Origin of the sequence: Candidatus Poriferisodalis sp. (assembly GCF_965215815.1) — a bacterium.
In the GTDB taxonomy this organism is placed as follows: domain Bacteria; phylum Actinomycetota; class Acidimicrobiia; order Acidimicrobiales; family Poriferisodalaceae; genus Poriferisodalis.
This window is the reverse complement of record NZ_CBDCEO010000001.1, coordinates 20,852-36,540: the sequence shown is the minus strand read 5'-3', so window position 1 is coordinate 36,540 and position 15,689 is coordinate 20,852. Positions and strand designations below refer to the sequence as shown.

Annotated in this window: 11 protein-coding genes; 5 read left to right on the top strand and 6 right to left on the bottom strand. The window is 67.0% G+C overall.

Annotation, left to right across the window (positions count from 1 at the left end):
* Positions 1–46 precede the first annotated feature (46 nt).
* Positions 47–643 (bottom strand): hypothetical protein, encoded by a 597-nt coding sequence (locus ACOOHB_RS00165; RefSeq protein ID WP_420442808.1) that lies wholly within the window; start codon positions 641–643, stop codon positions 47–49.
* 138 nt (positions 644–781) lie between these two features.
* On the opposite strand from ACOOHB_RS00165, the gene ACOOHB_RS00160 reads away from it, so the two are divergent.
* On the top strand, positions 782–979 hold the full coding sequence (locus ACOOHB_RS00160; protein WP_420442807.1) for a hypothetical protein: 198 nt from the start codon (positions 782–784) through the stop codon (positions 977–979).
* Between the two features lie 6 nt (positions 980–985).
* Here the strand turns inward: ACOOHB_RS00160 and ACOOHB_RS00155 are convergent, their stop codons facing one another.
* On the bottom strand, positions 986–3,610 hold the full coding sequence (locus tag ACOOHB_RS00155) for a cell wall-binding repeat-containing protein (RefSeq protein WP_420442806.1): 2,625 nt from the start codon (positions 3,608–3,610) through the stop codon (positions 986–988).
* A 309-nt stretch (positions 3,611–3,919) separates the two neighbouring features.
* Positions 3,920–7,138 carry a cell wall-binding repeat-containing protein gene (locus ACOOHB_RS00150; protein WP_420442805.1) on the bottom strand — a complete coding sequence of 1,073 codons (3,219 nt, stop codon included), beginning with the start codon at positions 7,136–7,138 and terminating at the stop codon, positions 3,920–3,922.
* A gap of 102 nt (positions 7,139–7,240) precedes the next feature.
* Here ACOOHB_RS00150 and ACOOHB_RS00145 point away from each other — a divergent pair, with 102 nt between their 5' ends.
* Both ACOOHB_RS00145 and ACOOHB_RS00140 read left to right on the top strand, forming a co-directional pair.
* Positions 7,241–7,462, top strand: a complete 222-nt coding sequence (locus ACOOHB_RS00145) for an antitoxin (RefSeq protein ID WP_419921782.1) — start codon at positions 7,241–7,243, stop codon at positions 7,460–7,462.
* The gene (locus ACOOHB_RS00140) at positions 7,459–7,857 is read left to right on the top strand and encodes a TA system VapC family ribonuclease toxin (protein WP_420442804.1); all 399 of its coding nucleotides are present in this window, start codon (positions 7,459–7,461) and stop codon (positions 7,855–7,857) included. The genes ACOOHB_RS00145 and ACOOHB_RS00140 overlap by 4 nt, the downstream gene beginning before the upstream one ends.
* A gap of 222 nt (positions 7,858–8,079) precedes the next feature.
* On the opposite strand, the gene ACOOHB_RS00135 is transcribed toward ACOOHB_RS00140, so the two are convergent.
* The gene (locus tag ACOOHB_RS00135) at positions 8,080–10,311 is read right to left on the bottom strand and encodes a cell wall-binding repeat-containing protein (RefSeq protein ID WP_420442803.1); all 2,232 of its coding nucleotides are present in this window, start codon (positions 10,309–10,311) and stop codon (positions 8,080–8,082) included.
* A gap of 164 nt (positions 10,312–10,475) precedes the next feature.
* Here ACOOHB_RS00135 and ACOOHB_RS00130 point away from each other — a divergent pair, with 164 nt between their 5' ends.
* A complete protein-coding gene (locus ACOOHB_RS00130; protein ID WP_420442802.1) occupies positions 10,476–11,438 on the top strand; it encodes a hypothetical protein in 963 nt (320 codons plus the stop codon).
* Positions 11,435–12,550, top strand: coding sequence for a hypothetical protein (locus ACOOHB_RS00125; RefSeq protein WP_420442801.1), 1,116 nt, complete (start codon positions 11,435–11,437; stop codon positions 12,548–12,550). The genes ACOOHB_RS00130 and ACOOHB_RS00125 overlap by 4 nt, the downstream gene beginning before the upstream one ends.
* Before the next feature lie 41 nt (positions 12,551–12,591).
* On the opposite strand, the gene ACOOHB_RS00120 is transcribed toward ACOOHB_RS00125, so the two are convergent.
* Positions 12,592–13,020: a L,D-transpeptidase gene (locus tag ACOOHB_RS00120; protein ID WP_420442800.1), complete on the bottom strand. Its 429-nt coding sequence runs from the start codon at positions 13,018–13,020 to the stop codon at positions 12,592–12,594.
* A gap of 336 nt (positions 13,021–13,356) precedes the next feature.
* Positions 13,357–15,438, bottom strand: a complete 2,082-nt coding sequence (locus tag ACOOHB_RS00115) for a DUF222 domain-containing protein (RefSeq protein WP_420442799.1) — start codon at positions 15,436–15,438, stop codon at positions 13,357–13,359.
* Between the last annotated feature and the right edge of the window lie 251 nt (positions 15,439–15,689).

The following is a 15,689-nucleotide window of genomic DNA, read 5'->3' as shown; positions in this document are numbered from 1 at the left end:
TCACATTTGGGTTCCATCAGAGGTTGGGCGGCGCCCGGCAGCGCGATCAGCCGAAGCCGCTGTCTCCGATGGCAAATCCCTCGACTCGGTGGGACAGCGATGGGTTGCCCACCAGGTCGCGTGCGGCGCCGGCCCGCACGACGACTGCGGAGCCGCTGTGTGGCAGCGCAGCCGGTGCTGAAGCGGACAGGCGGGCGACGAGGGTGCCGTCGGCGAGGGTCCAGCTGTGGTCGCACGCCGCCGTGCGCTCGACGGCCCATTCGTTGCCGTCCGGAGCCGCCACGGTATGAGTCACCGCGGCATTTTGGTTGCCCGCGCGGTCCGTCAATTTCTTGGTGGCGATGGAGATCTTGTCGCCGGGATGCAGCGCCGGAGGCTCGGTGAAGGGAAGATCTTTCGCCACGTAGCTGCCGTGGTCCGGGAAGGCGAACGTCACCACGAACTCGGTGTCACCGCGCGAAACGTCGGCGTCAACAGTGAGCCGGCTGCGGCCCCGAGTCAACGTGACCTTCACGCTCGCGGCTTGCAAAGGCTCACTGGAGCGCACCCAGACAGTGTCACCACCGGCGGGTGCGAACACCGACAACGCCGGCTTCTTCGTGTCCGCCCGCACGAGGAATCCGATGCCAGCGACGGGAAGCATCGGGCATTCGTCACAGGCGCCGGCGACGAGCCAGTTCGCCGGGCAGCGGATTGCCGGCCCGAGAGAAAGCAGGGATTCTCAATTGGATTCCCGCGGAGCAGGGAACACCTGCCGACGACCGGCACACTCCGCATCGGCGTGCTGATCTACACCGTCGACGCTTGGATCAGCGAGGGCGGCTTGCCGATCAAGGTCGCCGGTGACACCGGCAACGGTCAAGTCGCCGACTTCGCGGTGTTGGCCGTTGGCGAGTCGATCACTGTGCAGGGTTACGAGATCACCGTTACCGCGGATGACGGCGACACGCACACGGTGCAGATCACCAAGCTGAATTGACGCGGCTCAGGGGCGCTTGAGCACCACTTCGGACTGGCGGGTGTTGACGTTGCCAGCGAGGTCGGTGGCTGCGCCGGAGCGGATGTTGGCTTCCGAGCGGGTGCTGGGCAGCTCGTCGATGTCGGACGACTGAACCCGGGCGACGAGGGTGCCCGAGCGGGCCCCCGGCGTCGTCGTGTCGCAGCTTGCTTCGCCAGCAATGATCGAGGTTGGCTGCCGGTCGCCCGCGATGAACTCAATGTCGCTGTTGCCGAACGCATAACCGTCCAGCGCGAAGTCGTCTGAGCCGTCGGCGTCGACGTCAATCTCGATGAGACGGGGCGCCACCGGATCCGCGGCCGCGTTGCAGCCCTGGACCGGCTCGGTCCACAGCACTGTCAGGTCGACCGTGCTCTTGCCGCCTTCGAGGAACACGCGGCCGCTCGTTTCGACTGGGTCGCTGCCGCCGTAGTTGCCGAGCGTCGCGGCGGTGAACAGGCTCCGGAAGGTCGTGTTGCGGTTCAGGCCATCGACGAGGTCGTCGATGCGGGCCTCGTCCAGCATGGTCACCACGATCCGCTCGTTCACGCTCGATATCTGTACCGACATCACCTGCGACGACGTCCAGCTGCTGGGCCGGCCACTGCGCTCGATCAGCTCAAAGGTCCATTCGTTGCCGGCGGCACCGTCGGCCGCCGAGCCGACGTTCGCCGTGATCGACATCGACGGCTGGCTGACGCCATGGTCGTCGGGTGCCCTCAGTGTCACGGACGTGCGCTCACGCGGTGTCGCCTGGGTCACGGTGATTCGGCTCACCCTTGGCGCGGTGTTGTCACGCACCACTGTGCGGCTGAGCGATCGATTGCCGTTGCCGGCGAGGTCTTCCACCTCGTCGCTGCCGATCGAAACCCGGTCCCGAGCCGTCAGCTCGCTGCCGAGTTCGACGGGCACGTCAATGATGAACATCGTGGCGCCGGCAGTGACCGAGACTTCCACGGACACATCGGGATCGCGGCTGCGTTCGAACACCACCTCAATGTCGGCCGCTTGCAGCGGCTCGTTGGACTCGACCCACACCATGTCGCTTCCCTCGGGAGCGATCATGGTCAGCTGCGGGCGGTCACGGTCTGCATCCACGAAGAACTCGACACGTGACACGGTGCGGCGATCTGATGCTGCTTCGATCTCGCCGCCCACGACACCGACCCGATCGCGGGATCGCAACGGCGTGTTGCAGCCCGTCGGCACGCTGGTGCCTGAGGCGCTGGTGGCGCCCACGAACGTCACCACGGCTTCGGTCGTGGTCCGACCGCTGCCGGCGTCCACCGTCGCATCCTGGGCATCCAGCGGCGTGTTGCCCTCAAGGTAGTTAGTGATGTCGCCGGCGTCGTCGGTCAGCACCGGCTCGTTGAACGTGACGGTGAAGTAGCAGCCGCCCTCGGTCGCGAAGATGCGTGCGTTGAGATTGGTGAGCTGCGCTGCGTCCTCGGCATCGGCGACCGCCCGCTCGCCGACCGCAGCGCGCCCGCCGAACACGGTGAACCGCAGTTCGCCGTCGACGTCGCCGGTCACGAAGTCATCGGACTCCAAGAAACGCTCGACCACTGTTGGCAGCGAATCGAGCTCGGTCAGCAGCAGCGGAGCGCATATCTCGCCCAGCAGCGGGCCGCTCACGATCGCATCGGGAGAAAGCCAGCCGTAGGCCAGGCCGATCTCCGAGCCGTCGAAGCACTCTTGGGGCGTGTCGATGTTCAGCAGTGCCTCGGCGATCTCGACCGCTGTGGCGAACCGGTCAGATCCGGACCAGCGAGTCACTTCGATGCCGAGATCGGTGATATCGCGCGCAACGCCGGTGCTCACCGCAGCGGTGCCGCCCAGGATCACCACATGTTCGGTGTTGCTGGAATTCAGGAACGACTCGACCGAGTTCGGCAGGACGGAGCTGCGCGTCAGCAGGATCGGATGTTCACCGCGGTAGGCCAGCGGCCCGACAGCCAGCGCATCGGCGAACTCCTCGCCGGTGGCCAGCAATGCCGTGCGGCCTTCGCCGGGGAACTCGCCGGGCGTGCCGGGCGAGGACCCCACGCGTTCTGCAACTTCGACCGCCGTGGCGTATTCGTCATCGCCGTCGATGCGGGTGACCTCAACGCCGCTGATGGCGTCGATGTCGCGCTCCACGGCACTCGACACGACACTTGTGCCGCCCAGAATGAACACCGTCGCAACGTCGTAGCGGGTCAGGAACGTGGTGACCGCAGTGGGCAGATCGTCGGGCTCGGTCAGCAGCAGCGGCGCGTCATACCGACGGCTCAGTGCCGGCGCCGGCAGCGCGTACGCGAAGTGCTCGTTGGCGCCCGAGGTGAGGATGACGGTGTCGATCGTGAACCGGCTGGAATCGCCCTCCACCTGGTCGACGAAGGTCTCGGCAATCTCCACAGCGGTCTCGTAGCGAGTGCTGCCCTCGAGCCGCCGCACGTCGACTTCTGCGGCGGCACCCTGCGCCGGGCTCGGTGCCACGGCGAGCACGCTCGCAGCGACAGCAAGCGCGATCAGCACCCGACCCACGCGCGAACGGCTTCGAGATCGCGCTCGCTTGCCGGCACGGTCTGCGGGGTCGCTATGGACAGCGGAAGGCAGCGGTCGCTCGTTCATCTGGGGCTCCTACGAACTTGTGGGTGGGCACGGCGGACTTTAGCCATGCGCTGCGCGCGTCTTTCGGTCATTTTCCTGGTACGTCATTGACGGGCAAGTTGGGGGGTCAGCGGTGCCTTGCTGCGGGCAGCTCGCGTCGCAGCCAGTGCCCGAAGAGGCCACGAGGCCCGAGGGTCAAGGTACCGTGCCTCGCCTCGCAGACAGTGGCACCCATCGGCCGGAATCCCCCCAAGTTTCGGCGGTATTCGCGGCTGCATCGTGTTCGTTGCCGCCCGTTGCGGCGAACGGCTCGGCGGGCCGGGCGGCGGCTCAGTCGTTGCGGGTGATGGACACCGTGTGGGTGTCGCCGTCGTCGGCCGTGACCGTGATGGTGTACCCACGCACTGTGATCGACTCTCCGACTGCGAGAATCGGGTCGCTGTCGAGCAACTGGGTGCCTTCGGGGTCGACGGCGAACCTGACCGGAAGCCTGTTCAAACTGGGATGGGCGCTGACGGTGTACACGAGCACGCCCTCTTCGATGAGTCTCGGCTCCGTGCTCGGCCAGCCATGGGGATGCGGGACCTGCCGATCGGCGTCGTATCCCTGCTCCCGGCGGCTTTCCAGCACGAGGACCTCGTTCTGATGCAGGCGGATCGCAGCCATCGCTGTTCCCGAGCCAGGATCGGCGATCGGCGACAAGTAGGTCGTCACACTGTCTTGGGTCACGCAGTCGACCTGCGATTCGTCGAGCCAACCCAGGAGCCAACGATGCCACGCGAACATCTCGCGCGGCCCCAGCCAGGGGTATGGCCAGGTCGTCGGGCTTGCGCCGGGTTGTTGCTCGGTGGCCTCGATGCCGGGATGATCCTCGTCGGCCAGGTAGTGCACGTTCATCAGCATCAGCCCCCATTCGTCCGACACCCAGGTCTTTCCTTCGGGCGGCTCGGGCAGGGCAGTGTCACCGTAGAAGTACAGGTCGAGGAGTCCGAGATTGTGTGCCAGCTCGTGGGCCGCCACCCCTCCCCAGAGCCGCCGCTCGATCGGATCCGGCCGTGGGAACGTGTTGACCCAGGCGACCGGGACGTTCGCACTCTCGATCTCGACAGGATCGACCGTGTTGCCGCCTTCGAAATGGGTGCTGGGGAACACCAGCAGAACATCGTCGATCGTCGAGAAATCGATGCTGTCGGCGGCCAGCTCGACGGCATGCGACGTCACCTCGCCGTCTGCTTCGAAGAGGTGATCCCCGTGACTCTGCGGGTTCTCCTCGACGGTGTGAGGGGCTCGCAGCCATTGGTGCAGCACGACGAACTCGACATCCAGCGCGCCGTAGCTCATCGCCTCGAGATAGGTCTCGGCGTACTCCAGGCTGCTGCTGGCTTCTTCTTGAGTTGTGTGAGTCGCTTGCGCGTCGTCGAAGTCGACAAAGAACACTGCGATACGCAGCGTTCCCGTCGAAGCAGCGAGCACATCCCAAGACCCGAAGCCCGGAATGCCGTGCGCGAAGTGCTCGGGCGCGCACCCAGCTGTCTGGACGGATTCTCCACGCGCGCCAGCGACATAGACGAGGTGACTGCTGTCGCCGCCGATGGTGTGGAAGGCCAGCAACTGCCCGTCGGGTGACCAGCGGGGTGCCCGCAAGTGACCTTGGTAAACGAAGACGATCTCTTCGTTGAGACCGCTGGCGTCGGCGATGAAGATCTGCTCTTCCAGGCTGGCGGCACGCGCGAAGGCGAGCCGCTTGCCATCGGGCGACCACGACAGCCCGCCGTAGGCGGACACGTCAAAGATGACTGGCTCCGGATCGCTCCCGTCCGCTTTCGCTATGACGATGGTCCCGCCGGAGTTGTACGCCAGCCGTGTTCCGTCGGGCGACCACGCGGGCGTGTAGTCCCACGAACCGCCCGGTGTCAGGGCCTTTTCCTTCTTGCCGGCACGATTCATCCGGGCGATGTAGCGGTCACCGTCTGCATGGCGGCTGAAGACGATGGTCTCACTGTCGGGTGACCATCTCGGTGCCTCGTCCCGGACGTCGTTGTGGGTCAGTTTCTCCTTGCCCGAGCCATCGGCATTGACCTTCCAGATGTGGCCGATCCAACCGTCTTCGACTCCGAAGCCGCGGACAAACACGATCTCGGTGCCGTCGGGAGACCACTCCGGAGAGTTCACGTAGCCCCCGTCGTAGGGAACGATCCGGTGCCGGTTGGTGCCGTCGTTGTCCATGAGCCACAGCTCGCGGCTCTGCACGTAGACGAGTTGGCTGCAGTCAGGGGACCATGAGGGGTCCTGGGCGTTCCTCGAGGGCACAAGCTGGCAGGGCTCGTCGTCAATGGAGCCGCCGCAGGTGCCCGCAGGCAGGACGCTTGACGCGGGTTCGTGCTCGGCTGAGTCTTCGGCGGGTTCGTCCTCCGCGGATTCGTCTCCCGCGGGTTCTTCGCCGCTGATGTAGGCGTCGATGGCGGCTTGGGAGACGGCTGCGTCACCGCCGAAGATGCGCAGGTCCACCATTGGGTTCGCTTCCCGGGCGGCATCGAGATAGGCAGCGGTGTCAGCGGGAATCTGCGCCGGATCGGCCAGCACCAGCGGAGCGCACAGGCGGCTCAGCAGCGGCGCCGCACTGAACGAGTCGAACGGCACCCGGGCACGCGCCACACCAATAGTGCTCGTGGCGAAACACGTTCGGCCGGCCGCAGCGCTGTACCGGTCGGCCACCAGCTCGGCGGCCTTGACCGCGGTGTCGTAACGCGTCGCACCGGCGAGACGTCTCACGCCCGCACCCAGATCGGTAATCGACGACTCGACCGCTTCGGACAACGCCGCAGTGCCGCCCATCAGCACCACATGCTCAATGCTGTTCGCCGTCAGATAGCCCGCCACATCGGCATGCAGCTCCCCCGGCGGCGTCAACAGCACCGGATGACCAAAACGCGCAGCGAACGGCCCGGCCACCAACGCATCAGCGAACACCTCACCGCTCGCCACAATCACAGTGCGACCCAACCCGGGCATCACACCAGGCGTCACCCGTCCGGCAGCGGCGACCCCGGTGCTGTAGCGGTCATCGCCGGCGACGCGCCCCGCCGACACACCAGCATCCTCGAGCGCTTCGAGCACGGCCGGTGCGACACCGCGGCCCGGACCGTGAGCACCACCGCTCGCATCCGGGCCGACCACCAGCGCGTTCGACACCCCGGTGCGCTGCAAGAACTCGGCCGCATCAGGCCGCAGCTCGCCCGGCGGGGACATCAGCACCGGCGCACCCAGCGTCCCCGCCACCGGGGCTGCGACCACCGCATCGGTCCAGCGCTCCCCCGACACCAGCACCACCCACTCCAGCGAGCCGCCGGCCTCAGCGGCAACTGCCTCAGCGATCAGCAGCGACGTGGCATAACGGTCGGCCCCGCCATAGCGGGTGATCAACACATCCGAGCCGTCGGTCTCGGGCGTGTCGCCGGTCTGAGCCGCGCCAGCCGGATTGGCCGGAATGACCAGCACGCTGGCGAATCCCACAGCCACCGACACCACGAGGGAAGTCAGGCGCCGCACCCTCGGCAAACTACAGCCGCGGTCCGGCCACCTACCCAGGCCACCTACAGCCGCGGTCCGGCCACCTACTGCATGATTGCATCATGATGTTATGATGCAGCCATGCGGACGACGATCGATCTCCCGGCTGATCTCCACGCCGTCGCTCGCGAGATGGCACATCAGCAGCACAAGTCGCTGGGCCAAGTCGTCGCTGAACTGGTCCGGCTCGGACTGAGTCCTGCCGGGATGGAGACCGCTGACGTGCCGGCGTCGGGGCTACCCACCATCCGTGTCGGACGGCCGATCACGGCCGAGGACGTTCGATCACTGGAGGACGAGTGACGGCAGCGCTCGCCGACAGCAACGTGCTGATCGCACTAACAGTCGAAGATCACGTCCACCACCGTCAAGTCCGGGAGTGGTTCGAGGGTCACGCCGATGAGTTGGCCACGTGCCCGATCACTCAAGGAGCGTTGCTGCGATTCCTCGTTAGGGAGGGTCTCGGTGCGCGCGATGCATTGGCCGCATTGCGGCAACTCCAATCGCTGCCTCAGCACGTCTTCTGGCCGGACGCGATTGGCTTCGATGATTCCGTGCTTGCCGGGGTGATCGGGCACCGCCAGGTGACCGTCGCATACCTGGCCGCACTCGCTCAGCATTTCGGCGGGTGTCTGGCGACGCTCGACCGCGGGCTCGCGGCGCTGCACCCACAGTCGACCGAACTGGTCCCGGCCTGACAGCGAGACGACCCGTTGGCGAGGCTGCCTGACAGCGAGACGACCCGTTGGCGAGGCTGCCTGACAGCGAGACGACCCGTTGGCGAGGCTGCCTGACAGCGAGTGAGATGGCGGTCTTGACCGTATCGACTCGCCGCTCAGGGGCGTGACGGGCGTCAGACGGCGGCCGCGACAAGAGCAGCCTCAATGGCGACGTCCCAATGACCGGTGCCGGCCCGGCGGTTAGGAGCCCGAGAAGGTACGGCACCTGTCTTGCAGGTTGTCGTAGGCAGTGGCGAAGCCGCCGACGTCCGGGAATTCCATCGTGTACGACGCCGCGTCGTGGCTCGTAAAGCTGAAGCTCAGCTCACCCGAACCGGCCCGCAGATCACGGACGAATTGCGAGCCCTCGTCGCCGGCCACGATCTCCCGATTCGTCGACGTGGGCCACCACAGCGATCTCGTGAACGATGCGCCCTCGCCGCCGATCCGGTACACCACCGGCACCCGGCCGATTCGCTCCGCGTCGGCTGACGCTGGCTGGCCCGCAATGAACGGCCCGCCGAACCGGCGAGTTATCGGATCCCAGAAGTCGATCTGCACGTCGTCATTGCAGAACACGGCAACCACCGGCTCGACGTGATCGTGCGGTGACGGGATGGAATGTCGTTGGGGACTGGTGCGCAGCAGGGCGTACGGCTCTTTGGTATTGGCGGCGTTGCCCTGTTCCCAGCTCCCCTCGTCGGGGGCAGCGGTGCCGACCTGTTCGCCGAGCCGTCCTGCAAGCAAGTCCACCACATCCGACGCCGGCACCAGCAAGCCCAGCGTGCCGATGATGCCGAGGCCGCGACGTACAGACACGCTCAATTGGGTCGGCACGCCCACCAGTTCCCGGTCGTCGTTGAACGCCGGACCCCCGCTGTTGCCGGGCGCGATCGACGTGTCGGTCTTGATCCAGCTCTGCCCGCCCCGCTCGACGGTGCCCGAGTGGCGCCCAGTCGTCAGCGTCAGGGTCGCGCCGCCCACACCGGGATACCCCAGCACGGTGATGGTCTCGCCTGCCTTCGACGGCTCGGTGGCGATGGTCACCGCCGGAAGCGCTCCGGCCGAGGGGCTCAAGGCGAGCAGTGCAAGGTCACGTTCGCTTGCCGAGCGCACGATCGTCGCCGTATAGCGGCGCTGGGGCGCCTCGTTGAAGGTGCCGCCCACCCACACCCTGGTGAGCTTGCACGGGCCGCCGCCGCGGTAGGCAATGTGGTAGTTGGTCACGATCTGCCGTCCGTTCCCGACGGCGAATCCGGACCCTGACTGGACGACGCGGCCGTTCTCGTTGACGCACTGGACTTCTACGACCGATGGGGCAACTCGCTCCCACGCCTGAGCTCCGCCCTCTGCTTCGGTCGCACCCGAACCCACCACGGCGCCGCTGGCCACGGTTGCCAGCGAGTCATAGCTGACATCGGACGACGGGCCGATGCCGGTCACCGATGCCTGGGTTGAGCTGCCGATGGCGAGCAGCCAGTCCTGTCCGAATGCGGCGAGTGCTTCGGGCACGGCGCTGGTCGGCGGAGGTGCGAGCAGGAGCGGCTGGCATGGGCCGCGCACTGCGCCGGCCACGAGCCCGCCGTAGGGCACCGTGCCGCTGGCCACAGCGATGTCGGCTACCGGGTAGCAGCCCGGCGTGCTGAACGACTGCCGGGCGATCGTCGCCGCTGTCTCGTACCGATCTGCGCCGGCGAAACGCCGGGTCTCGATGCCGAGATCCTTTATCTCCGCTTCGACGTCGTCTGAGATGGCGGCGCGGCCGCCCAGGATGGTCACCGAGCCGATGTCATGGTCGGTGAGGAATCGGCGCGCCTCGGCATGGAGTTCGGTGGGTGTGCTCAGGATGAGCGGGGTGTCGCTGGTCACGCTTGGGGCGACGGCGACAGCGTCGGCGAAGTTGACCCCGGAGGCGAGATAGACCGTGCTGAGCTCATCGGGGGCGAAGGTTCTTGCAGCCCGCCGGGCGGTCTCGTAGCGGTCGGCGCCTGAGATCCGGTCCACCCGGAAGCCCATGGCGCGCAGCGCTTCGGCCACGTTTTCTGACACCGCGGCGGTGCCGCCCAAGATGATGACCTTGGCGCTGGGATGCTCGGCGCACGGTTCGAGGTATGCGCGGGTCACCGCAGGCAGGAACGCTTGCTTGGTGAGCAGCAGGGGTCGGTCCAGCGCTGTGCCGGCGAGGGCGTCGGGCCAGTTCTCTCCCGAGGTCAGGGCCACGCTGTGCGAGCCGATCTTCGAATCGCAGCTGCCGCCGGCGACGTTGGCGGCAAGCTCGTAGACGCTGGACCCGCTGACCCGGTTGATGGCGATGTTTGCGCTCTGTGCCGCTGCTGGTGCGGGGGTGAGCAGCACTGAAGCTGCCAGTGCTGCGCAGAGCGCCCCGAGCGCCGTTCGGCGCCAGCTGTGCTGCGTCCCCAGCTGTTCTCCCATGCCGATGTTGCTCTCCGGATGTGTCCCAAGACGCCTCCGATGCCACCAACCGGCACTGGATCGCCGTGTCGGGCCGAGGCTAGAGGTGCGATGAGGCCACACCTGCGGTCATGGCCTCGCCCTGCGTACGGTTGGTTCATGAGCCGGGCAGCGGGGGAGGTGCAATGAAACCACTCCTGACTGGTGCGTTGCTGCTGCTGCTCGCGGTCGGGTGTTCGCCGGGAGAGCGCCTCGGGTCGACGGGCGCGGGCGGCCTCGACGAGATGAGCTACATCGTGGTCCCGCACCCCGACGACGAGATGCAGGCGTGGTCGCTGATCGAGGACTCGCCCGATGCGTACAAGGTCTTCATCATGCTGACCATCGGTGAGCAGACCGCCTATTGCGCCTCGCCGGGATATGACGAGGGGACTGGGGAGGCATCGCCCTCTCCTTGGCCTGCTGGCAAGTGGACATCGTCGTGCGAGTCAGCCCGCCAGAACTCGTTCTTCGACTTCATCGCCGCAATGGCGGACAGCGACGACGGTCTGCCGTCTTCGTTCACATTCGAAGGTGTCAAGGGCCCGTTTGATTCGCTCGGATACACGATTTGTCGGCACGACGCCGAGGGCTGTGTCTCGGACCGCACTGCCAAGGTGTGGATCTCGGAGGTTGCCGCCGTGGTGTGGTTCAACCTCGGCGACGGCGACTTGACTGACGAGGAAGTCGAGTGGGCCGTCAAGACGGTTCGAGACAACCGATCGACCCTTGGAATCAACAAATCCTTGCCGAACGGAAGCCTGATCGGAGCGAGCTACTGGAACAGCTCGTACTCCGGCTGCTTCGTGTATACCCACGACGACCATCTCGCGGTGTATGAAGCGCTGTGGGACACAGACTTCGACATTGGCTATCAAGCTGCCGCAAGTTGCGACTCTGACCCCGGCGTCGCTCGAGTTGCCCAGGTGTCATATGCGCACTTCGACGATGCATTCGAGACATCTGGGTCGTCGCGTCTTGGTGCGCATGTCGTCAACTATGGGTGGTTGTGGGGCGAAGGTCCTGGCTATTGGCCTGGGGATTACTCCGGGCAGGGCGAGCTCTTTCACCGTGATCAGGCGTTCCGAGTGCGGTTCAGCTCGTCATGAGCGCTGAGATTGCACCGAAGCGTGGACGGTTCGCATCTGTCGACACGTTTCGGGGTGCCGTGCTGGGCCTCATGCTGTTCACGCCGGCCACGGGTCTGGCTGGTTTTCCCTGGCTTCGCCATGCCGAATGGGATGGGCTGACGGCGTCTGATTGGCTCTTCCCTACTTTTCTCGTGACGAGCGGGCTGAGCCTGTCGTTCCTGCTGCGGGATGCGCCGACGCGGGCGATGTATTGGCGCCTGGTCCGCCGGCTGGTGCTGCTGGTCGCGGTGGGGCTCGTGTACAACGCATACGGCGCTTCGTGGCTGGACCTGTCCACGCTGCGCTTCACCGGCGTCTTGCAGATGATCGGCGTCGCCGGGGCTGGCGCGGCTGTGGTGGTGCTTGCGAGCAGAGCCGTTCTTGGCGAGGAGAAGATCTGGTGGCTCTTGGTGGCCGCGAGCGGGATCATTGGGCTGTACGGCCTGGGTCTCGACATGTCATGTACGCCAGGCCGCTGCAGTCCGTACCTCGACGTGGACACAGGCATCCTCGGTGCCAGCCACGTGTATCGAGCTGGGCAGGCCGGGTGGGACCCTGAGGGCATCGTGGCGTCGCTCGCGGCTTCGTCGCTGGTTCTGTACGGCTATGCGGCCGGTGTGCTGCTGCGGCGGTACGGCCGGTCGAGCCGGCTGCAGACGTTGGCCCGGATCGGCGTGCTGGCCGGGCTGTGCTTCGTGGGCGGATTGGCAGCATCGTTGTGGATCCCGTCCAACAAGCGCCTGCTGACACCGGCGTTCGTGCTGCTCGCAGCGGGGACTGCGCTTGCTGTGTTCTGTGTGATCTATCTGTTTGTCGACACTGGCAAGCGGGGTCCCGGCGAGCGGCGCGACTGGAACTGGCCATTCATTGCGCTTGGGCGCAATGCCCTGATGGTCTTTGTGCTCGAACGTTTCCTGCTGCAGTCCGCCAGCCATGTGCACATCGGCGATCGATCCATCGAGGCACGGCTGCTGGGGGCCTTGCCGTTCGGCGAGCCCGGCGTGCATCTGGCGTACACGGCTGTGCTCCTGCTCGTCGTGGTCGCTGTGGTGGGCCTGATGCACCGCCGCCGGCTGTACCTGGCGCTTTGACGGTTCGGTTCGCGTACCGATCAGAGCGGCGAGCCGGGCGGTCAGGCAACCACAACCACGGGCGTCCCGATCGGCGCCCAGCCGAAGAGCTGCTGCGCTTTGGTGTCGTCTTGGCGGACGCAGCCCGCTGAGCGTGGCTGGCCGAGCTGGGCGACGGTCTGGATCGGGAGGCCGGCGTAGGTGCGGGGAATGGAATGGAACCCGATGGCCAGCCCGGTGGTGGCCTTCACGAAACGCACCATGTGGCGCATGGTGACGGGGGCCTTCGGCGACGACGAGTACTGCGACTTCGAGAAAACGCTGTAGGAATCTGGGGCGGGACTGGTGGCTCGGCCGCTTACCGGGTAGGTGTCAAAGAGCGTCCCGTCCGCTTCGATCAGCCACATGCGCTGGGCGCTGCGGTTGTACACGACGTGTTTGGTCCCGGCGAGACCCACGTCAGGCGTCGAGGTCCCCGCAGTCCACAGCACATGGCCGTCGGAGTAGCCGATGGTGACCGCTAGGAGACTGCTGATTTATTCGGAATCTGCCACTACCGCAAGCCTCTGACCAGTGATTTTGCAATTGCGAAAGCGGCCATTCGGGCATTGCTCAGCACACTCCTAATGCTGTGACCGCAAACGTTCGCGCTGTCGCCGGGTGTGGCGTTAGCGGGTGTGCCGCCGTGTGGCTGGCGTCGGTGGCGTTGGCGGGTACGCCGACGGCCGCGAGGGGTGGGATCACGGTCACGGCGGCGCTGTGGCCCTGTCGGTGTTGTGTCGTAAATCTGGCCCGGCGGGACACACGCCCGGAGACCGCAGGTGAGATCACGGCGGCCCCGTCGCTGTTGTGTCTTTGGTTTGGCCGGTGGTGTTCGTTCGGGGTGTGGTGGTCCATCGACGCGGGGCGGTGCGCCGCTCGAGGCGTTCGTTGTTGTTGTGGAGCTTGGCGTGGCAGTCGTTGCACAGGGCTGCCAGATTCGGGATGTCGGTGGTGCCGTTGTCGGCAGCCCATTCGTTGATGTGGTGGTCATCGCAGCGGTGCATGGGTGCGCGGCACAGCACGCAGCCGCGGTCGCGTATCGCGACGGCGAGGTGTTGGGCGGCGCTGGCGTGTCGGCGGCTGCGTCCGAGCCACAGGATTTCTCCGTTGGTGTCGAACAGTGCGCCGCGGATGCGGGTGTCGGGTGAGAGGTTGTCGAGGATTGCGGGCGGGACGGGTCCGGCGCCGAGGAGTTCGCAGAGCCCGTCGGGTTTGGTGCCGTCGATGACGCCGGTCTCGGCGATGATGATGAGCTGGTTGGGTGCTTGGGCGGGCCGCCACCGGTCGATCGAGCGGCCCGCTGGGCCGTGGGAGGCGCCATCGCCGCCCGAGCCGAGCCTCGCATCGCCGGCACCGCCGTCGCGAGGGCGTTCGGTGCGGTCGTGGGCATGTGCGTTGCGGCCGTGGCCGTGATCGCTTCGTCCGTCGTGCTCGGCATCGCAGTGTCCGTCATGGCCGGCATCGCAGTGCCCATCATGGCCGGCATCGCAGTGCCCATCGTGGCCGGTATCGCTGCCGCGGCCTTGGTCGGCGTCGCTTCGTCCGCCGTGCCCGTCATCGCAGTGTCCGTCGTGGCCGGTATCGCGGTGTCCGTCGTGGCCGGTATCCCTGTCGCGGCCTTGGTCGGCGTCGCTTCGTCCGTCGTGGCCGGCATCGCGGTGTCCGTCGTGGCCGGCGTCGCGGTGTCCGTCGTGGCCGGTATCGCTGTCGCGGCCTTGGTCGGCGTCGCTGCGTCCGCCGTGGCCGTCATCGGTTCGTGGGCGGCGGTCGGCGTTGGGGTCGTGTGCGGCGGGGTGGTCGATGGCGGCTAGGGCGTTGCGGTCGGTGACCATCTCGAACAGGCTGTCGGCGAGACGTTGGCGGTTGTCGCGGATCTGGCCCGGTGTGCCGTCGCGTCCGCCGTCGAGACGCCACAGGGCGTCGTTGTAGTTCTCGAGTGCTTGGCGCACGAACGTGAAGCTGACCGGGTCGAACTCGGCGTGCAGCACACCCATCCCAGTCGACTCGTCGACAAACAACGACGCGCACCGTGCGCGGCGCTGACGGCCCAGCTCGGTCTGCGCAGCGTCGGGGTCGTGACGGGCCGCGAACCTGCGGGCTTGGTCGCGCAGCGTCTCAGGCGACACCTGCGCGGCGGCTTCGAGCAGCTCGGCTGCGGAATCGACCGCGTCGGCGCTGGTGCGCCGCGCAGCGTCGGCAAGTACCTGGGCGTGCTCGACGTTCAGCTCGCCCGCCGCGAGGCCGCGTGCCACGTTCGGCATCTGGGCGACCTGCTCGCTGGACTCGACGGTGCGCTTGGCGTTGCGCTTGCTCAGCCGCGCCCGGCCCACCAGCGCAGTACGGCCCGACCCCGCACGGGCGGCCTCGAGCGCAGCAGTCGCTGAGAGCACCACCGCGTCGGTGGCTGATCGCAGCCGAGACGCCACGTCGATGACATCGGCGAGCGTGTCGCAGCCGGCATCGCCCAACGGCACCCGCGACGCCCGCGCGACGACGTCACGCGCCCCGCACAGCACCGACAACACACCCTCAACCAGCAACACCGGCCCGACCGGCGGCACCGCGATCGACACCGCCTCGGCCGGCTCAACCCGAAGCGACACCGCCTCGACCGGCTCAACCCGAAGCGACACCGGCCCAGCCGGCTCAACCCGAAGCGATGCCGCCTCGGCCGACTCGACCCGAAGCGACACCGGCCCAACCGGCTCAACCCGAAGCGATGCCGCCTCGGCCGACTCGACCCGAAGCGACACCGGCCCAGCCGGCGACGACAGCGCGGGTGGAGCGGCCACGGCCGCGTCGCTCGCCGACATCGAGCCAGTCGGCATTCCCGCCGCCGAATCGGTGCGAACGTCTGAGCGCTTCATGACAATGACTGTAAATGTGGGGTGTCATACGAAAGCCCCGAACGACATCACCACACCCCAACCGACGACAGCGCAACCCCCACGCACCGCAACACAGCGCACCCGTCACGGGCGCGTGCCCCTGCCCGATCACCGTCGCCGGATCAGCAGGTCGCATCGCGCCACCGATCATGCTGCGCGGGTGCAAACACCTCCGGGCCCAGCTGACACGGCTTGCGACAACTGCGGAACGCCAGCACCCGACGCGCCGA

Coding starts and splice junctions, on each gene's coding strand:
- ACOOHB_RS00165 (WP_420442808.1), bottom strand. CDS start 643: ATGCTTCCCGTCGCTGGCATCGGATTCCTCGTGCGGGCGGACACGAAG.
- ACOOHB_RS00155 (WP_420442806.1), bottom strand. CDS start 3,610: ATGAACGAGCGACCGCTGCCTTCCGCTGTCCATAGCGACCCCGCAGAC.
- ACOOHB_RS00145 (WP_419921782.1), top strand. CDS start 7,241: ATGCGGACGACGATCGATCTCCCGGCTGATCTCCACGCCGTCGCTCGC.
- ACOOHB_RS00135 (WP_420442803.1), bottom strand. CDS start 10,311: ATGGGAGAACAGCTGGGGACGCAGCACAGCTGGCGCCGAACGGCGCTC.
- ACOOHB_RS00130 (WP_420442802.1), top strand. CDS start 10,476: ATGAAACCACTCCTGACTGGTGCGTTGCTGCTGCTGCTCGCGGTCGGG.
- ACOOHB_RS00125 (WP_420442801.1), top strand. CDS start 11,435: ATGAGCGCTGAGATTGCACCGAAGCGTGGACGGTTCGCATCTGTCGAC.
- ACOOHB_RS00115 (WP_420442799.1), bottom strand. CDS start 15,438: ATGAAGCGCTCAGACGTTCGCACCGATTCGGCGGCGGGAATGCCGACT.